The 17,056-nt window shown below is 67.5% G+C and carries 15 protein-coding genes and 1 pseudogene; 14 read left to right on the top strand and 2 right to left on the bottom strand.

Annotated features, from left to right (window positions below; genetic code table 11):
• Nucleotides 1-106: 106 nt before the first annotated feature.
• Nucleotides 107-1,027, bottom strand: a complete 921-nt coding sequence (locus KDW55_RS17690; protein ID WP_059548534.1) for a LysR family transcriptional regulator — start codon at nt 1,025-1,027, stop codon at nt 107-109.
• 81 nt (nt 1,028-1,108) lie between these two features.
• On the opposite strand from KDW55_RS17690, the gene KDW55_RS17695 reads away from it, so the two are divergent.
• From KDW55_RS17695 to KDW55_RS17740, 12 genes and pseudogenes are all read left to right on the top strand, one after another.
• Entirely contained in the window at nt 1,109-2,059 is a 951-nt protein-coding gene (locus KDW55_RS17695) for a 2-dehydropantoate 2-reductase (RefSeq protein ID WP_212198006.1), read from the top strand.
• Nucleotides 2,056-2,448: a VOC family protein gene (locus tag KDW55_RS17700; protein WP_040138929.1), complete on the top strand. Its 393-nt coding sequence runs from the start codon at nt 2,056-2,058 to the stop codon at nt 2,446-2,448. Before KDW55_RS17695 ends, KDW55_RS17700 begins: the two co-directional genes overlap by 4 nt.
• A gap of 2 nt (nt 2,449-2,450) precedes the next feature.
• Nucleotides 2,451-2,909 (top strand): MaoC family dehydratase, encoded by a 459-nt coding sequence (locus KDW55_RS17705; RefSeq protein WP_040138930.1) that lies wholly within the window; start codon nt 2,451-2,453, stop codon nt 2,907-2,909.
• A complete protein-coding gene (locus KDW55_RS17710) occupies nt 2,909-4,135 on the top strand; it encodes a CoA transferase (protein ID WP_069243461.1) in 1,227 nt (408 codons plus the stop codon). The genes KDW55_RS17705 and KDW55_RS17710 overlap by 1 nt, the downstream gene beginning before the upstream one ends.
• The gene (gene aroE / locus KDW55_RS17715) at nt 4,128-4,970 is read left to right on the top strand and encodes a shikimate dehydrogenase (protein WP_040138932.1); all 843 of its coding nucleotides are present in this window, start codon (nt 4,128-4,130) and stop codon (nt 4,968-4,970) included. The genes KDW55_RS17710 and aroE overlap by 8 nt, the downstream gene beginning before the upstream one ends.
• 7 nt (nt 4,971-4,977) lie before the next feature.
• A complete protein-coding gene (locus KDW55_RS29650) occupies nt 4,978-5,106 on the top strand; it encodes a hypothetical protein (RefSeq protein WP_257785765.1) in 129 nt (42 codons plus the stop codon).
• Nucleotides 5,107-5,180: 74 nt separating this feature from the next.
• A pseudogene (gene glcF, locus KDW55_RS29445) lies at nt 5,181-5,317 on the top strand (glycolate oxidase subunit GlcF); the annotation flags it as partial.
• A gap of 21 nt (nt 5,318-5,338) precedes the next feature.
• Nucleotides 5,339-5,743, top strand: a complete 405-nt coding sequence (locus KDW55_RS17720) for a heme-binding protein (protein ID WP_212161618.1) — start codon at nt 5,339-5,341, stop codon at nt 5,741-5,743.
• A gap of 44 nt (nt 5,744-5,787) precedes the next feature.
• The gene (locus tag KDW55_RS17725; RefSeq protein ID WP_059548500.1) at nt 5,788-7,962 is read left to right on the top strand and encodes a malate synthase G; all 2,175 of its coding nucleotides are present in this window, start codon (nt 5,788-5,790) and stop codon (nt 7,960-7,962) included.
• A 554-nt stretch (nt 7,963-8,516) separates the two neighbouring features.
• The gene (locus tag KDW55_RS17730) at nt 8,517-10,082 is read left to right on the top strand and encodes a sensor domain-containing diguanylate cyclase (RefSeq protein ID WP_040138935.1); all 1,566 of its coding nucleotides are present in this window, start codon (nt 8,517-8,519) and stop codon (nt 10,080-10,082) included.
• Nucleotides 10,083-10,195: 113 nt separating this feature from the next.
• A complete protein-coding gene (locus KDW55_RS17735; RefSeq protein ID WP_069243589.1) occupies nt 10,196-11,578 on the top strand; it encodes a cache domain-containing protein in 1,383 nt (460 codons plus the stop codon).
• Between the two features lie 32 nt (nt 11,579-11,610).
• Nucleotides 11,611-12,255 (top strand): response regulator transcription factor, encoded by a 645-nt coding sequence (locus tag KDW55_RS17740; RefSeq protein ID WP_059548502.1) that lies wholly within the window; start codon nt 11,611-11,613, stop codon nt 12,253-12,255.
• Nucleotides 12,256-12,417: 162 nt separating this feature from the next.
• On the opposite strand, the gene KDW55_RS17745 is transcribed toward KDW55_RS17740, so the two are convergent.
• Nucleotides 12,418-13,014 carry an ABC transporter substrate-binding protein gene (locus tag KDW55_RS17745; RefSeq protein ID WP_040138937.1) on the bottom strand — a complete coding sequence of 199 codons (597 nt, stop codon included), beginning with the start codon at nt 13,012-13,014 and terminating at the stop codon, nt 12,418-12,420.
• 329 nt (nt 13,015-13,343) lie between these two features.
• On the opposite strand from KDW55_RS17745, the gene KDW55_RS17750 reads away from it, so the two are divergent.
• Both KDW55_RS17750 and KDW55_RS17755 read left to right on the top strand, forming a co-directional pair.
• Nucleotides 13,344-15,977 (top strand): MMPL family transporter, encoded by a 2,634-nt coding sequence (locus KDW55_RS17750; protein WP_212198007.1) that lies wholly within the window; start codon nt 13,344-13,346, stop codon nt 15,975-15,977.
• Nucleotides 15,970-16,977: a VacJ family lipoprotein gene (locus KDW55_RS17755; protein WP_059548503.1), complete on the top strand. Its 1,008-nt coding sequence runs from the start codon at nt 15,970-15,972 to the stop codon at nt 16,975-16,977. Before KDW55_RS17750 ends, KDW55_RS17755 begins: the two co-directional genes overlap by 8 nt.
• Nucleotides 16,978-17,056: the final 79 nt, after the last annotated feature.

Consider the following 17,056-nt stretch of genomic DNA (forward strand, 5'->3'; position numbering starts at 1 on the left):
TCTAGCGGGTGCCGCGCCGAGCGCAGCGCACTCGGCGACCCGCGAGCGAGCCCGTTCCGCGATCTCGCACTGCCCCCCGGCCGCGCGCGATGCCGATCGCCGCCGCTCAGTGCGACGCTCCGAACAGCTGGATCACGAGACCGCGCAGCCAGCGGTTGCCGGCCTCATGGTGATATCGCGCATGCCAATGCTGCCGTACCGCGAACCCGTCGACCGGGATCGGGCATCCATGAACCGCCAGATCGCTAGCCTGAGCGAGCGTCTCTCCGATATGACGCGGCAGCGTCGTGATCAGGTCGGTGCTCTGAACGATCGCGCCCAGCCCCAGAAAGCCAGGCAGCTCAAGCACCACGTCGCGCTCGATACGCGCGTGCCGCAGCGCCTGTTCGAGGAGCTGCGCGCCGGTTCCGGCGGTAATCGCGACGTGTCCTTCCGAACGATACTGCTTCGCACCGAGGCGACCGCGAATCCTCGGGTGATGCCGGTTCGCCAGACATACCCAGTCCTGGTCGTACAGTTTCTGCTGATAGATGCCGCCGCCCAGCCACGGCACATAGCCGATCGCGAGATCCGCCTCGCCGGATTCGAGCGCGCGTTCGGTGTTGCCGTCGATGCGCGCGGCTTCCAGCCGAACGCCCGGCGCCTGCGCGCGCACGTGGGCCAGCAGGCGCGGCAGCAGCGTGATATGGCTTGCATCGGTCATGCAGATCCGGAACCGCCGCTGGGCCGTCGCCGGATCGAACGCGATCTCCCACGCGGTGAAGCGGCGCAGCGATTCCAGAATCTCCCGGCACGGCCCGATCAGCGCGTCGGCCTGCGGCGTCGGCGCCATGCCGCCCGGCGTCCGGATGAACAACGGGTCGTGAAGATGTTCCCGCAAGCGCCCGAGCCAGATGCTGATCGTCGGCTGGCTCTGGCCAAGTTGCTCGGCAACGCGCGTGACGCTGCGCAGTTCGTACAGCAGATCGAAAAGCTGGAGCAGCTTCAGGTCGGGCAGGTCGGCGGTCATCGCATCATTATTGTCAATCGCAATGACGCCATTGTATCCATTGCATTGGCAGTATGAGCGGCGGCTCCTATCGTACGTCCATACGTCAAGGAGAAGCCGTTGAAAATTGCGATTCTGGGTGCCGGCGCACTGGGCTGTGCGATCGGCGCCACCCTCACCGAAGGCGGTCACGAGACCTGGCTGATCGACCGTTCGCCCGTGCACGTCGATGCGATGCGTCGCGACGGTCTGCGCGTCGACGACGCCAGCGGCACCCGGCACGTGCGCGTCCATGCGACCACGCAAGCCGCCGATATTGCCGTGGCCGATCTCGTCATCGTGCTCGTCAAATCGTTCCACACCGACGCGGCGATCCGCGGCGCACAGTCGCTCGTGGGGCCGGATACCGTCGTGCTGTCGCTGCAGAACGGCCTCGGGCACGAAGACATCCTGGCAGACGTAGTCGGCCGCGAGCGCGTGCTCGCCGGCAAGACTTACGTCGGCGGCGTGCTGCGCGGCCCGGGCTACGTCGAATCGGGCGTGGCCGGCAAATACACGTACATCGGCGAACTCGACGGCCGCATCACGCCGCGTGTGCAGGCGATCGCCGATGCGTTCGATACGGCGGGCCTCGCCACGACAATCAGCGACAACATCGTCGGCACGATGTGGGACAAGCTGCTGGTGAACGTCGCGACGGGCGCGCTGACCGGCATCACCGGCCTCACCTACGGACAGCTGTACGACGAGCCGCTATTGAAGGCAACGTCGCTGGCGGCGGTCGCCGAGGCGATCGCGGCGGCACAGGCGGCCGGCGTGAAGCTCTCGATGACCGATCCCGAACAGGCATGGACGCTCGCCGCCGAGGGGCTGCCCGCGGCGTTCAAGACGTCGATGCTGCAAAGCCTCGAGAAAGGCTCGATCACCGAAATCGACTTCATCAACGGCTCGGTCGTGCGCTACGGACAACGATATGGCGTGCCGACCCCGGTCAATGCAACGCTCGTTGCCGCGATCAAGGGGCTCGAACGCGCGATGGCCGATCGCCGGCGCGAGGAGGGCAACGCATGAACACGCCAAAAGCCTATCTTGAACACGTCGCGATCTGGGTAAAGGACATCCGCTGGCATATCGGTTTCTTCGAGGAAGTCCTCGGCATGACGATGCGCGAAGTGGACGGTTCGCTCGACGCACCGCGTCAGTACTGGACGCTCGGCGGCCTGCAGTTCATCCACGCGCCGGAACATGACGGCCCGGAAGGCCGGCTCGCGCATCTCGGCGTGATGTGCGAAGACCTGGAGGCCGCGCTTGCCGCCGCACGGCGGTTCGGCGTGACCGAAATGCCGCAGGGGCGCAACTGGCTGCGGCTGCCGGACGGCCTGGCCGTCGAACTGATTCAGGCGCGGCCGGCGTCCTGCGTTGCACAGGCGCTGGCGATCAACCCGCGCGCGGAGGCATGACCATGACGATCGTCGAGAAATACTGGGACGACGCGCGCGAGGGCGACACGTGCACGAGTCCCGAGTACGTCGTGACCAAGGAACGCATTCTCGCGTACGCTGAACTCACCGGCGACCATACGCCCGTCCATGTCGACGAGGAATACGCGAACGCCAGCCATTTCGGCTGCCTCGTCGCGCACGGGCTGTTCGGCCTGTCGATTGCCGACGGCCTGAAAACGCAGAGCGACTACCGGTTCCTGCCGGGCATGTCGCTCGGCTGGACGTGGGACTTCCTGCTGCCGATCAAGGTCGGCGACGTGCTTCACGTGACGTTCCGTGTCGGCTCGATGCGCGCGAGCAAGAGCCGCCCGGAATGGGGCATCGTCGTGCTGCCGTCGGAGCTGATCAATCAGCACGGGCAGGTCGTTCAACGCGGCGAACATCGGCTGATGGTGCCGCGCCGCCCGGGAGCGCTGTGATGCAGGCCCGTCCCCTCGAAGGCATCCGCGTCGTCGACTACAGCCACTTCCTCGCCGGTCCGTATGTCGGGCGCTGTCTCGCGGCACTCGGCGCCGACGTGATCAAGGTCGAGCGCCCCGGCGCCGGCGACGCCGGGCGTCAGCACGCCACCGTGCTCGACGATCAGCAAAGCGGCTATTTCCTGCAGCTCAACATGGGCAAGCGCGGCGTGAGCGTCAACATGAAGGACGCACGCGGCAAGGCGTTCATGCAGCGGCTGTGCGATTCCGCCGACGTGTTCATCGAAAACTATCGGCCCGGCGCGCTGGACAAGCTCGGTCTCGGCTATGCGGAGCTGTCGGCGCGTAATCCGGGGCTCGTGTACTGCTCGATTTCGGCGTACGGGCATACCGGCCCGGACGCGCATCGAGCCGGTTTCGGGCTGATCGCGGAAGCAAAGAGCGGCATCATGCAGATGGTCGGCACGCCGGGCGAGCGGCCGCCGCTGCTGCGCATCTCGCTCGGCGACATGTATACCGGCATCCATGCGGTCGCGGCCATCAACGCCGCGCTGCTGGGCCGCGTGACGAGCGGCCGCGGGCAACACATCGACATGGCGCTGTACGACACGCTGGTGTCGATGCACGAATACGCGGTGCAGTGCTACACGCTGCAGGGCGTGCTGCCCGAGCAGACCGGGCACGACATGCCGACGTCGACGCTGTACGGCGTGTTTCGTGCAGCGGACGGCGATCTCGTGATCGCCGCGCAGGTCGACGACGCTTGGAAGCGCTTCGCCGCGCTGATCGCCGCGCACGGCGGCCCGGCGGATTTCGGCTCCGACACGCGCTTTCACGACAGCGTCGGGCGTAACGCGCACCGCGCGGCGATCCTGTCGGTGGTCGAGCCGTGGGTCGCCGCCCGCTCCGTCGCGTCGGTGCTCGAATTGCTCGACGGCATCGACGTTCCGTGCGCAAAGGTGCAGCGCATCGACGAGGTGCTGGACGATCCGCAGATTCAGGCACGGGGCATGGTCGTCGAGCAACAGCATCCGCGCTACGGGACGCTTCGTCTGCCGAATCTGCCGTTCCGGTTTTCCGATTGCGATACGACGATTCGCGACGTCGCACCCGATCTCGGGCAGCACAACGCGGAAGTCGCGCATTCACTGGGATTCGATTCGGCCGAGATCGACGCGATGCTGGCCGATGGCGTCCTCTTTCACAAGCGAGCCAACGATGACTGACCAGTACGCGGTGATCGGCAATCCGATCGGGCACACGAAATCCCCGCTGATTCACGGTCTCTTCGCGCAGGAGACGCAGCAGGACATCAACTACACGGCGATCGAAGGCCCGCTCGAACCGGCGGGCGCGTTCGCCGCAGCGGTACGCGGATTTTTCGAAAGGGGCGGCAAGGGCGTCAACGTCACCGCGCCGTTCAAGCTCGACGCGTTCGCGATGGCCGACGAACGCAGCGAGCGCGCGAAGCTGGCGGGCGCGGCCAACGCGCTGAAGTTCGACGACGGCCGCATCCTGGCCGACAACTTCGACGGTATCGGTCTGGTGCGCGATATCGAAGTGAACCTGCGGCTGCCGATGGCCGGCAAGCGCGTGCTGGTGCTCGGTGCCGGCGGCGCGGTGCGCGGAGCATTGCTGCCGTTCCTCGACGCGCGGCCGGCGGAACTCGTCATCGCGAATCGCGACGTCGACAAGGCGCGCACACTGGTCGCGCAGGTGTCGCAGTCCGGCCCGCGTAATGCGCTCGTGGCCGGCGGCTATGCGGAGCTCGAGCGGATGGGGCGTTTCGACCTGGTGGTCAATGCGACGTCGGCGAGCCTGACAGGCAACCTGCCGCCGGTTCCGCCGAGCGTGTTCAGCCCGCACGGCACGGCCTACGAACTCGCTTACGGCAAACGCCTCACGCCGTTTCTTCGGCTCGCGAGAAATGCTGGCGTACACGGAATCGCCGACGGCGTCGGCATGCTGGTCGAGCAGGCGGCGGAAGCGTTCGCGTGGTGGCGCGGTGTGCGTCCGGAAACCAGTTCGGTGATCGACCGGCTTGCGGTGCCGTTCGACTGAACGCGCAATGAGTGCCAGCACCGCGATGGTCCCGAGTCGCGAGGCTGCGATTGCCGGCGCACCGCTCACCCCGTTCCGCGCGCGGCGCGAATCGGCGCTGTTCGGTCGCGCGAAGCCGCCGTCCGGCGCGCACTGACACTCGCTGCCGGCGCCCTTCTGCGTCAACCGCGCATCCCCGGCGCAACGCAAACTCCCGACGAAACTGCACGGCAGCCCGACGCGCTCGCGGCCGCGCGCGCGACCGGATTGTCACGGCCGACATCGGCTGCCAGACTCGCCTGAGCGGCGCCGGCCGCACGCCCGTGCGCCACTGGATCGGGCTCGTCGACAACCGACTCGTCAACTGACGCTGATTCCGGAGAACCGTCATGAAGACCAAGCCCGAACTCGAATTCGCCGACGTCGAGCGCATGCTCGCCGCCGCCCGCGCGGAAGCGGAGCGTCACGGCTGGTCCGTATCGATCGCGATCGTCGACGACGGCGGCCACCTGCTCGCGTTCGCGCGGCTCGACGGCGCGTCGGCGGCCAGCGCCCATATCGCGCAGGACAAGGCGCGCGCGGCCGCGCTCGGCCGTCGCGAGACGAAGGCGTATGAGGATATGATCAACGGTGGCCGCACCGCGTTTCTGAGCGTGCCGCTGACGGGCTTGCTCGAAGGCGGCGTGCCGGTCACGGTGGACGGCCGCATCGCGGGCGCGATCGGCGTGTCTGGCGTAAAGTCCGAACAGGATGCGCAGATCGCCCGCGCCGGTACACAAAGCGTCGTGGCATAGCCAGCCAACGCGCGCGCGTTTTTCATTCCCCGGGAGGAATCACGATGATCGACCAAGCAGGACTGCAAGTCGCGCCAGCGCTGAGCCAGTTCATTGAAGACGAAGCGTTGCCGGGCACCGGTATCGACAAGGCCGCGTTCTGGAGCGGTTTCTCGGCGCTGGTGCACGACCTCGCGCCGCGCAACCGCGAACTGCTCGCGGAACGCGACCGCCTGCAGCAGGAACTCGACGCATGGCACCGCGCGCACCCCGGCCCGGTGCGCGATCACGCCGCGTATCGCGCGTTCCTCGAAAAGATCGGCTATCTCGTGCCGGCGCCGGCGAACGTCGCGGCCGCCACCGCGAACGTCGACACCGAGATCGCGACGCAGGCCGGCCCGCAGCTCGTCGTGCCGCTGTCGAACGCGCGCTATGCGCTGAACGCCGCGAACGCGCGCTGGGGCAGCCTGTACGACGCACTGTACGGCACCGATGCGCTGCCGGAGGACGGCGGCGCCGAACGCACCACCGCGTACAACCCGACGCGCGGCCAGCGCGTGATCGACTACGCGCGCGGCGTGCTCGACAACGCGGCGCCGCTCGCGAGCGGCTCGCACCGCGATGCGTTGCGCTACCGCGTGCAGGACGGCCAGCTCGCCGTCGAAACCGGCAAGGGCGTCGTGCACCTCGCACAGCCCGCGCAATTCGTCGGCTACCAGGGCGCGGCCGGCGCACCGTCCGCGATCCTGCTGAAGCACAACGGGCTGCATCTGGAGATCCAGATCGACGCATCGACGCCGATCGGTCGCGCCGATCTCGCGAACGTGAAGGACATCGTGCTCGAAGCCGCGGTCAGCACGATCATCGACTGCGAGGATTCGGTCGCTGCGGTCGACGCCGACGACAAGGTCCAGCTCTACCGCAACTGGCTCGGCCTGATGCAAGGCACGCTGGTCGAAGAAGTCGCGAAGGGCGGCAAGACGTTTACGCGCCGCCTGAACGCCGATCGCGAATACACGACGCCGTCCGGCGGCACGCTGACGCTGCACGGCCGCTCGCTGCTGTTCGTGCGCAACGTCGGCCACCTGATGACCAACGGCGCGGTGCTCGATCGAGACGGCAACGAGATTCCGGAAGGGATCCTCGACGGCGTCGTCACCACGCTGTGCGCGTTGCACGACCTGAAGGCCAAGCGCAATTCGCGCACGGGCTCCATCTACATCGTGAAACCGAAGATGCACGGCCCGGCCGAAGTCGCGTTCGCCGACACGCTGTTCGCGCGGATCGAGGATTTGTACGGCCTGCCGCGCAATACGCTGAAGATGGGCATCATGGACGAGGAGCGGCGCACCAGCGTGAACCTCGCCGCGTGTATCGCCGCAGCGGCGGCCCGCGTCGCGTTCATCAACACCGGCTTCCTCGACCGCACCGGCGACGAGATGCACACCGCGATGGAAGCGGGCCCGATGATCCGCAAGGGCGACATGAAGTCGTCGGCGTGGATCCAGTCGTACGAGCGCAACAACGTGCTCGCGGGGCTGTCGGCCGGCCTGCGCGGTCGCGCGCAGATCGGCAAGGGCATGTGGGCGATGCCGGACCTGATGCATGCGATGCTCGAGCAGAAGATCGCGCATCCGCGCGCCGGCGCGAACACCGCGTGGGTGCCGTCGCCGACCGCCGCGACGCTGCACGCGCTGCACTACCACCTCGTCGACGTGCAGGCCGTCCAGCAGGAACTCGAGAAGACGCCGTACGCGAGCGAGCGCGACGCGCTGCTCGAAGGGCTGCTGACCGTGCCGGTCGTCGAGCGCGCCGAGTGGAGCGAGGCCGAGATCCTCAGCGAAGTCGAGAACAATGCGCAGGGCATCCTCGGCTACGTCGTGCGGTGGGTCGAACAGGGCGTCGGATGCTCGAAAGTGCCAGACATCCACGACGTCGGCCTGATGGAGGACCGCGCGACGCTGCGCATTTCGAGCCAGCACATCGCGAACTGGCTGCGCCATGGCGTGATCACCGAAGCCTTCGTGCTCGACGTGTTCAAGCGGATGGCGCGCGTCGTCGACCAGCAGAATGCGGGCGATCCGAACTATCGTCCAATGGCGCCCGCCTACGACGAGTCGACCGCGTTCAAGGCCGCGTGCGCGCTGGCGCTGCAGGGCGCGTCGCAGCCGAGCGGCTATACCGAGCCGCTGTTGCATCGCTTCCGGCTCGCGTTCAAGGCGCAGCAGCACGGCGCGTAAACGCCCGGCATGCGCACACGCATGCGGGCTTTCCCGCATGCGGATTCACGAAACGGACGGCCGTCGCGGCCGTCCGTTTTCATATGCGGACTGAGGCGGACGCTGAAAAGAATAATCATTGCGCATTGCACAACGTCGGGCAGACATTCTGCAATCCGTTAAAGACGGAAATCGAGCCGTGACCTAATGCGCGGCACGCGCAACGCCGCCACAGGCCCTTGCGCAGCAACGTTCACCGCGCGAGTGGCAAGTATCGGCGGCCGTCGTAATTTGATCCCGATCAACGGCCGGCAACATTTTTCGCGTCCGCCAACGTGCGCGTTATACTCGGACCAATCCACGCGGCCCGATTCGCCTGATCGTTGAATCGCGGCAGAATCCGCCGATGAATGAATAATCGAGCGGTTCAGCCTGCCGCGTTGTTCCGATAATCGGCGCACGGTCGTCGGACCAGCAGAACACAACGGGGCAGCGTATCGGATCGCCACGCGCCAATCATACGAACAATTGCATCGACCCGCGTGCTGACGGCGATGCCCATCGCTTCACGAACCATGGCAGAGACCGACTACGCAATGCCCAGCGAATCCGGCCCGACCGGCCGTATCGCCGCACAATTGCGCCGGCTCCTGCTGCCGCATCTGATCTTTTATTCCGGGCTGCTGATCGGTCTGCTCCTGCTGCTTCTGTGCGGCATCGTGCTGTACGAAGCCCGGGTCGACGCCCGCGACCGCGCGCGGATCACGCAGCAGAACATCGCGCTGATGGCGTCGTGGGACATCGAGCGCAACATCGAGTTCTATTCGCTGTCGCTGCAGGCAGTCGTCGACGGCGCGAACGATCCGGCGGTCACCGCGCTGCCGATGCCGCTGCGCCGCCAGGTGCTGTTCGATCGCGCAACCACGGCCAGGTACCTCGGCGGGATCTACGTGCTCGACGCGAACGGCGACATCGCGGTCGACGGCAAGAGCGACGTGCCGCGCAAGGTCAATTTCGGCAACGAACCGTACTTCACCGTCCACCGCGATCACCCCGACGTCGGCCTGTACGTCAGCGATCCATACCGTTCGCGGCTGCGCGCCGGCTCGCCGAGCATCGCGCTCAGCCGGCGGATCACGCGGCCCGACGGATCGTTCGGCGGCGTCGCGGTGATGTCGATCCGGCTCGAATATTTCCAGGATTTGTTCTCGCGTCTCGCGCTCGGCGATCGCGGGTCGATGGCGCTGATCAACACGAAGGGCCTGATGCTCGCGCGCCAGCCATACGATCCAGCGATCGTCGGCCGCAACATCAGCAAGGCGAGCACGTTCCGGCAGTTCATGGCGGCCAGCGAAGGCAGTTTCGCCGATACCGCATCGATCGACGGCGTGCGGCGCCTGTACGTGTTCCGGCATCTGCAGAACCTGCCGCTGATCATCATGGTCGCGCGCTCCGAAGCCGACACGTACGCCGCGTGGTACGACCGCGCGATCCCGATCGGCTCGGCGATGGCGATCCTCGCGCTCGGCTTCGTCGGCCTGTCGCTGCTGCTCGACGTGCAGCTGCGCAAACGCCACCGCGCGGAAACGGAACTGGAGGCGCTCGCGCGCACCGACGGCCTCACCGGCCTCGACAACCGCCGGATGCTCGACGTCACACTCGCGCGCGAATGGCGTCGCGCCGCGCGCTCGCAACACGCGCTGTCGCTGCTGTTCGTCGACGTCGATCACTTCAAGCGCTACAACGACACGCAAGGCCACCAGGCCGGCGACGACGCACTCGCCGCGGTCGCACGCTGCATCGCCGGCTGCCTGCGGCGGCCGGCCGACTACGCGGCGCGCTACGGCGGCGAGGAATTCGTCGTCGTGCTGCCCAATGTCGATACGGACGGCGCCGTGACGATCGCCGAAGCGATCCGCACCGGCATCCTCGAGCTCGGCATCCACCACGACACGGGCACGACGGGGCGGCTCACCGCGAGCATCGGCGTGACGACCTGCTATCCGGCCCGCGACTGCAGCATCCAGCGCGCGCTGAAAGTCGCCGACGACGCGCTGTATCGCGCGAAGGAGCTGGGACGCAACCGGGTCGTCGTGCAGATCGCATCGGCCGCCGCCGAGCGCGAGCCGCGGCGCGCCTGAGCGCCGCCCGGCCATTCCACGCGCGCCGCCGGCGGGCAAAATCGCCGACAATGTCGGCTCGCCGCGCTATGCGCGGCGCGCGTCCGCCGTCGGCGCGCCGGCTTCCCGTCACCATGAAACTCAAGGCAAAGATATTTCTTCTGGCCATCGTGCCGTTCCTGCTCGCGATCGCCGGCATCGGTTTCGGCGTGCGTCAGCAGGCGACGTCGCTCGCGCGCACGCAGCACGCGACGATCCAGGCCGCGTACCTGTCGAGCAAGGAAGTCGAGCTCAAGCATTACGTCGAGCTTGCGACGAGCGCGATCATGCCGCTGTACGACGCTAGCGGCGGCAACGCGCGCGACGACGGGTTGCTGCGCACGCAGGCGCTCGCGATGCTGCAAAAGATGGATTTCGGCCCCGACGGTTATTTCTTCGTCTACGACCTGCACGGCAATGCGCTGATGCATCCGCGCGAACCCGAGCGCGTCGGCCACAACTTCTGGACGATGCGCGATCCGCAGGGCGCGCTGACGATCCAGCAGCTGATCGGCGCGGCCTCGCACGGCGGCGGCTACGTGCGCTACACGTGGCAACGGCCGTCGACCGGCAAGCCCGCACCGAAGCTCGGCTACGTCGTCGCGCTCGAGCGCTGGGGCTGGATGGTCGGCACCGGCATCTATCTCGATGACGTCGACACCGCGTTGCAGCGCATCGACGCGCGCGCGTCCGCGAACATCGAGCGAACGATGAGCTGGCTCACCGCGATCGCGCTGACCGGCGCCGCCGCGATCGCCGTGTGCGCGCTGGTGCTGAATGTCAGCGAATCGCGCAGTGCCGACGCAAAGCTCAAGCAGCTCGCGCAGCGCGTCGTCGAATCGCAGGAGCAGGAGCGCGAACGGCTGTCGCGCGAGTTGCATGACGGGATCAGCCAGATGATGGTGTCTGCGAAGCTGATGCTCGAATCCGCGCTCGCGCGCTTCGAGCGCGGCGCGACACGCATGCCCGAAGCCGAGCAGGCGCTCGCGTCGGGCGTCGGGCGGCTCGGCGACACGTTGCGCGAAGTGCGGCGCATCTCGCATGCGCTGCGCCCGGCGATGCTCGACGATCTCGGCCTCGCGGCCGCGCTCGAACAACTGGTGCGCGAACTCGGCACGGAAAGCGGCATCGACATCGGCTATACGCAGGTCGCGCACAGCGGCGCGCGGCCGCTACCTGCGGCGGTCAACACGGCGCTGTTCCGGATCGCGCAGGAAGCGCTCAGCAACATCGTGCATCATGCGCAGGCGTCGCGCGCGGCCGTCACGCTCGATGTCGGCGCGCATGCGGTCACGCTGACCATCGCCGACAACGGCTGCGGCTTCGATGCCGAACGGACGCAGACCGATGCGCGCCGCGGCATCGGGCTGCGCAACATGCGCGAGCGCCTCGATGCGCTCGGCGGCACGCTGACGATCGCGTCGCAGGTTGGCCACACCGTCGTTGCCGCGCGCGTGCCGCTGCGCGCCGCCGCCTGACGGTGCGCGCCCCTAACCGGAGACTCTTGCCCATGAGCGCCCCCGACACCGCCCGGCCCGCTGCCCGCCTGCTACTCGTCGACGATCACCCGCTGGTACGCGACGGGTTGCGGATGCGGCTCGAGGCAGCCGACTTGTCCGTGGTCGGCGAAGCCGGCAACGCCGACGAGGCGCTCGCGCTCGCCGCGTCGCTCGAACCCGATCTCGCGCTGATGGACGTCGGCATGAACGGGATGAACGGGATCACGCTCGCCGGCGTGTTCCACGAGCGCTTCCCGGGCATTCGCGTGCTGATGCTGTCGATGCACGACAACGTCGAATACGTGACGCAGGCCGTGCGAGCCGGCGCGAGCGGTTATCTGCTGAAGGATTCGCCAGCGAGCGAGATCGTGCGCGCGATCGGCGCGGTGCTGGCCGGCCAGACGTTCTTCAGCGAAGGGCTCGCCGCGCGGATGATCCAGGCGAGCGCGACCGCGTCGCCGCTCGACCGGTTGACGCCGCGCGAACGCGACATCCTCGATGCGCTGGCCGAGGGGCTGTCGAGCAAGCAGATCGCGCAGCAGACGGGGCTGTCGGTGCGCACGGTGGAAACGCACCGGCTCAATCTCAAACGCAAGCTCGAAATCGAAGGGCAGGCGGAACTGATCAAGTTCGCGGTCGAGCATCGGCGGCGGTAGGCGGTCTTCCGACTGCTCGCACCGCGCGCGATTCGCCCCTCCAAAGCACTTGCAGACTCGCTGGGTCAGCATCCCGCAGTGGCAATCGCCGCTCGACCGACCCGCGAATAGAAAAGGCGCCCGGAGGCGCCTTTCATGCATCCAGACTTCGCGCGTCGACGCTCAATTCGTCCGCGAATTGTGCTTCTGCAGATACGCGATCAGCGCGTCGACGCCGCCCGATGCGAGCTGGCTCTTGAACTGGCCCTGATATACCTGGATCAACCACGCGCCCGACATGTCGATGTCGTAGATCTTCCAGTCGTTGCCGACCTTGCCGAGCCGGTAGCCGACCGACTGGCTGTCGCCCGGCGTCGTGACCGTCGACTGCACCAGCGCATCGGCGCCCGACGCGCCGCCGGCCTTGAACGAGAACTTCGCATCCTGGTTGCCGAGCTGCGCGAGCGACGCCGCATAGGTGCGCGTCATCAGCAGCTTGAACTGCTTGTACAGCTCCTGCTGCTGTTGCGGTGTCGCCTGCTTCCACGCGTCGCCGACGGCGATGCGGGTCGTGCGTTCGAAATTCGTCGCCGGCAGGAAGCGCTGCTCGACGACTTGCGTGACTTTCGCCATGTCGCCGCCGCGCGCGGCCGGGTCGGCCTTCATCGCGTTGACGGTGCCCTCGACCGCACTGCGGACGACGTCGACCGGCGCGCTCTGCGCGAAAGCGGAAACCGACACGGCTGCGGCCGCGATGAAAGCAAACAGATGACGTTTCATACTGATATTCGCACTCGATGAGAAAAAACGGCCGGCAAAATCGCATGCGTTGCATCGGCCGGTGGGTCGAAGTATAGCGGCCCCGACGCGCGCCTGCCGCGCGGTGACCGACTGTTACCTTTGATCCCCCTTTGTCACAGAGCCTTCGCCGCGGCGCTCCGCGCCGATTATGTAAGCGTCCCCTTACCAATCATCCGATCGTTGGCGCCGATTCTCGCGAAGCGGAGCAAATATCCTTCCCGCCCTTTTACGTAGCGACGTCGCGACCGACGCCACGTTGCGCCGGTATACTCGTTGCTTTGCCCTTGCCAGCCCCTCCGCACCGCCACATGGTGACATCTCTCATCGTCCGACTCGTCGCATGGTCGGTCCGCCGCCCCGTCTGGGTCGTCGTGCTGTCGCTCGTCATTGCCGCGTTCAGCGGCGTCTATGTCGCGCAGCACTTCAAGATCAACACGGACATCAGCAAGCTCGTCGATGCCGAGCCGCAATGGGCCGCGCTCAGCAAGGCCGTCGACGCAGCGTTCCCGCAACGCAACGGCACGATCCTCGCGGTGGTCGAAGCGCCCGCGCCCGAATTCGCGACCGCCGCCGCGCACGCGCTCACCGACGCGCTGCAGAAGCAAACCGACGCCGGCCATATCGGTCAGGTCGGCGAACCCGGCGGCGGCCCGTTCTTCGAGCACAACGGGCTGCTGTTCCTGTCGCCGCAGGAGGTGTCGGATACGACGTCCCAGCTCGCGAGCGCGCGGCCGCTCGTCAATGAACTCGCGAAGAACCCGAGCCTCACCGGGCTCGCGACCACGCTGTCCACCACGCTCGGCCAGCCGCTGTTGGCCGGGCAGGTCAAGCTGCCGGCGATGGCGAAGCTGCTCGCGCGCAGTGCCGCGACCGTCGACGACGTGCTGGCCGGCAAGCCGGCCGCATTCTCCTGGCGCGGGCTGGTCGACAGCGACGCCGCACGCCAGCCGGCGCGCGCATTCGTCACCGTGCAGCCGGTCGTGAACTACGGCGCGCTGAAGGCCGGCGCGGCCACGAGCGAGGTGATCCGCGACACCGCGCGCACGCTCGATCTGGAAAAACGCTACGGCGCGGTCGTGCGCCTGACCGGCGAACAGCCGCTCGCCGACGACGAATTCGCGTCGGTCGAAGACGGCGCTGCGCTCAACGGCGTGCTCACGCTGCTCGCCGTGCTCGTGATCCTGTGGCTCGCACTGCGCTCGAAGCGAATGATCGGATCGGTGCTCGTCACGCTGTTCGTCGGCCTCGTCGTGACCGCCGCGCTCGGCCTTGCGATGGTCGGTTCACTGAACATGATCTCGGTCGCGTTCATGGTGCTGTTCGTGGGCCTCGGCGTCGACTTCTCGATCCAGTACGGCGTGAAGTACCGCGAGGAACGCTTCCGCGATCCGCGCATCGATCACGCGCTGATCGGGGCCGCGCACTCGATGGGCATGCCGCTCGCGCTCGCGACCACGGCCGTCGCGGCGAGCTTTTTCTCGTTCATCCCGACCGCGTATCGCGGCGTGTCCGAGCTCGGGCTGATCGCGGGCGTCGGGATGTTCGTCGCGCTGTTGACCACGCTCACACTGCTGCCCGCGCTGCTCCGCCTGTTCGCGCCGCCCGGCGAATCGAAGACGCCCGGGTTTCCGTGGCTCGCGCCGGTCGACGATTTCCTCGATCGCCATCGCAAGCCGATCCTCATCGGCACGCTCGCGGTCGTGATCGGCGCGCTGCCGCTGCTCGCGTTCCTGCACTTCGACTTCAATCCGCTGCACCTGAAGGATCCGCACAGCGAATCGATGGCGACGCTGCTCGCGCTGAAGGATTCGCCGGAAGCCGCGGTCAACGACGTCACGCTGCTCGCGCCGTCGCTCGCCGAAGCCGACGCGGCCGCGAAGCGCCTCGACGCGCTGCCGGAGGTCGGTCGCACGACGACGCTCACGACTTTCGTGCCGGCCGACCAGCCGGCCAAGCGCGCGGCGATCGCCACGGCTGCGAGCGAACTGCTGCCCGCGCTGACGCAGCCGGCCGCGCCGCCCGCGACCGACGCGCAGCGCGTCGCCGCGCTCAAGCGCGTGTCGGACCTGCTGAGCTATGCGGCGGAAGATCACCCGGGGCCGGGCGCGCCGGCCGCGCAGCATCTGTCGGCATCGCTCGCGAAGCTGGCCGCGGCCGACAGCGCGACGCGCGATCGCGCGGAACGCGCGTTCTCGGACACGCTGCGCATCGCACTCAACCAGCTCGCGACGCTGCTGCAGCCGCAGGAGATCACGCGCGAATCGCTGCCGCCGCAGCTGGTGCGCGACTGGGTCGCGCCGGACGGCCACGCGCTCGTGCAGATCTCGCCGAAGGTGCCCAAGGGCGTCGACCCGAACGACGACACGATGCTGCGCCGCTTCGCGAAGGCCGTGAAGGCGGCGGAGCCGGGCGCGACCGGCGGTCCGATCTCGATCCTGCATTCGGCCGAGACGATCATCAACGCGTTCCTGCATGCGGCGCTGTGGTCGATCATCTCGATCACCATCCTGCTGTGGATCACGTTGCGCCGCTTCGGCGACGTGCTGCGCACGCTGGTGCCGCTGCTCGTGTCCGGGCTCGTCACGCTCGAGATGTGCGTGGTGCTCGGCATGTCGCTGAACTTCGCGAACATCATCGCGCTGCCGCTGATGCTCGGCGTCGGCGTCGCGTTCAAGGTGTACTTCGTGATGGCATGGCGCGCGGGGCAGACTGGCCTGCTGCACTCGAGCCTCACGCACGCGGTGCTGTTCAGCGCCGCGACGACGGCAACCGCTTTCGGCAGCCTGTGGCTGTCGCATCATCCGGGCACGTCGAGCATGGGCAAACTGCTTGCGCTGGCGTTGACCTGCACGCTGATCGGCGCCGTGGTGTTTCAGCCTGTCCTGATGGGCAAACCGCGCGTCAAACGCGCCAAGAACCAATCGCAAGGAAACAATGAATAAGGTGCGAATCATTGCGGCGACCGTCGCAGCCAGCGCGGTGCTCAGCGGCTGCGCGACGGGCCCGAACCGCAACCCCAACGACCCGCTCGAGCCGATGAACCGCGCGATGTACAAGTTCAACGACACGGTCGACACGAACATCGCGGTGCCGATCGCGAAGGGATACCAGAAGATCACGCCGACGCCGGTGCGCACCGCGATCAGCAACTTCTTCTCGAACCTCGGCGATCTCGGCAACATGGCGAACAACCTGTTGCAGCTGCGCATCACGGATGCGACGCAGGACCTGATGCGCGTGGCGATGAACTCGGTGTTCGGCGTCGGCGGCCTGATCGACATCGCGACGCCGGCCGGCCTGCCGAAGCATCACCAGGACTTCGGGCTGACGATGGCGCGCTGGGGCATGCCGTCGGGCCCGTACCTCGTGTTGCCGGTGTTCGGCCCAAGCACGATTCGCGACGGCGTCGGCCGCGCGGTGGACGTCCGCTTCAACCTGCTCAACTACATCGAGCCGGCCGTGCGCAATCCGATGTACATCGCGCAGTTCATCAGCGCGCGCTCGGACCTGCTCGGCGCAACCGATTTGCTGAAGCAGGCGGCGCTCGATCCGTATTCGTTCGTCCGCGATGCGTATCTGCAGCAACGCAAGTCGCTCACGTATCGCGGGCAGTCGGCGTCGACCGCGGTGCCGAACTACGCGGAGCCGGGTGAAGCCGGCGCGGTGCCGGCGGCGACGCCCGCCATGCCGGGCGGCTTGCCGAACTATGAGGATCCGGGTGAGTCGGGAGGCGCATCGGGCGCAACGCCGAACAATGCGCCGGCCGCACCGGGCCTGCCGCAGTACGACGATCCGGGTGCGGACGCGGCAGCGCCCGCGAGTGCGCCTGCTGCGGCATCGGCGGCTGCGCCGACCGGTGCAACGACCGCACCTGCCGCGAACGGCGCGCCCATCGCGCCGGCCGTGCCGACGCCGCCCGCAAGCGCTCCGGCCGCGCAGTAGCGCGGCCACGCCGTCTGCCGGAACGACAAGGAGCGCTGCATCATGCAGCGCTCTTTTTTTGCGCGTCCGCGAAACGAAA

Source organism: Burkholderia sp. AU19243, from assembly GCF_018148075.1.
Lineage (GTDB): Bacteria > Pseudomonadota > Gammaproteobacteria > Burkholderiales > Burkholderiaceae > Burkholderia > Burkholderia latens_A.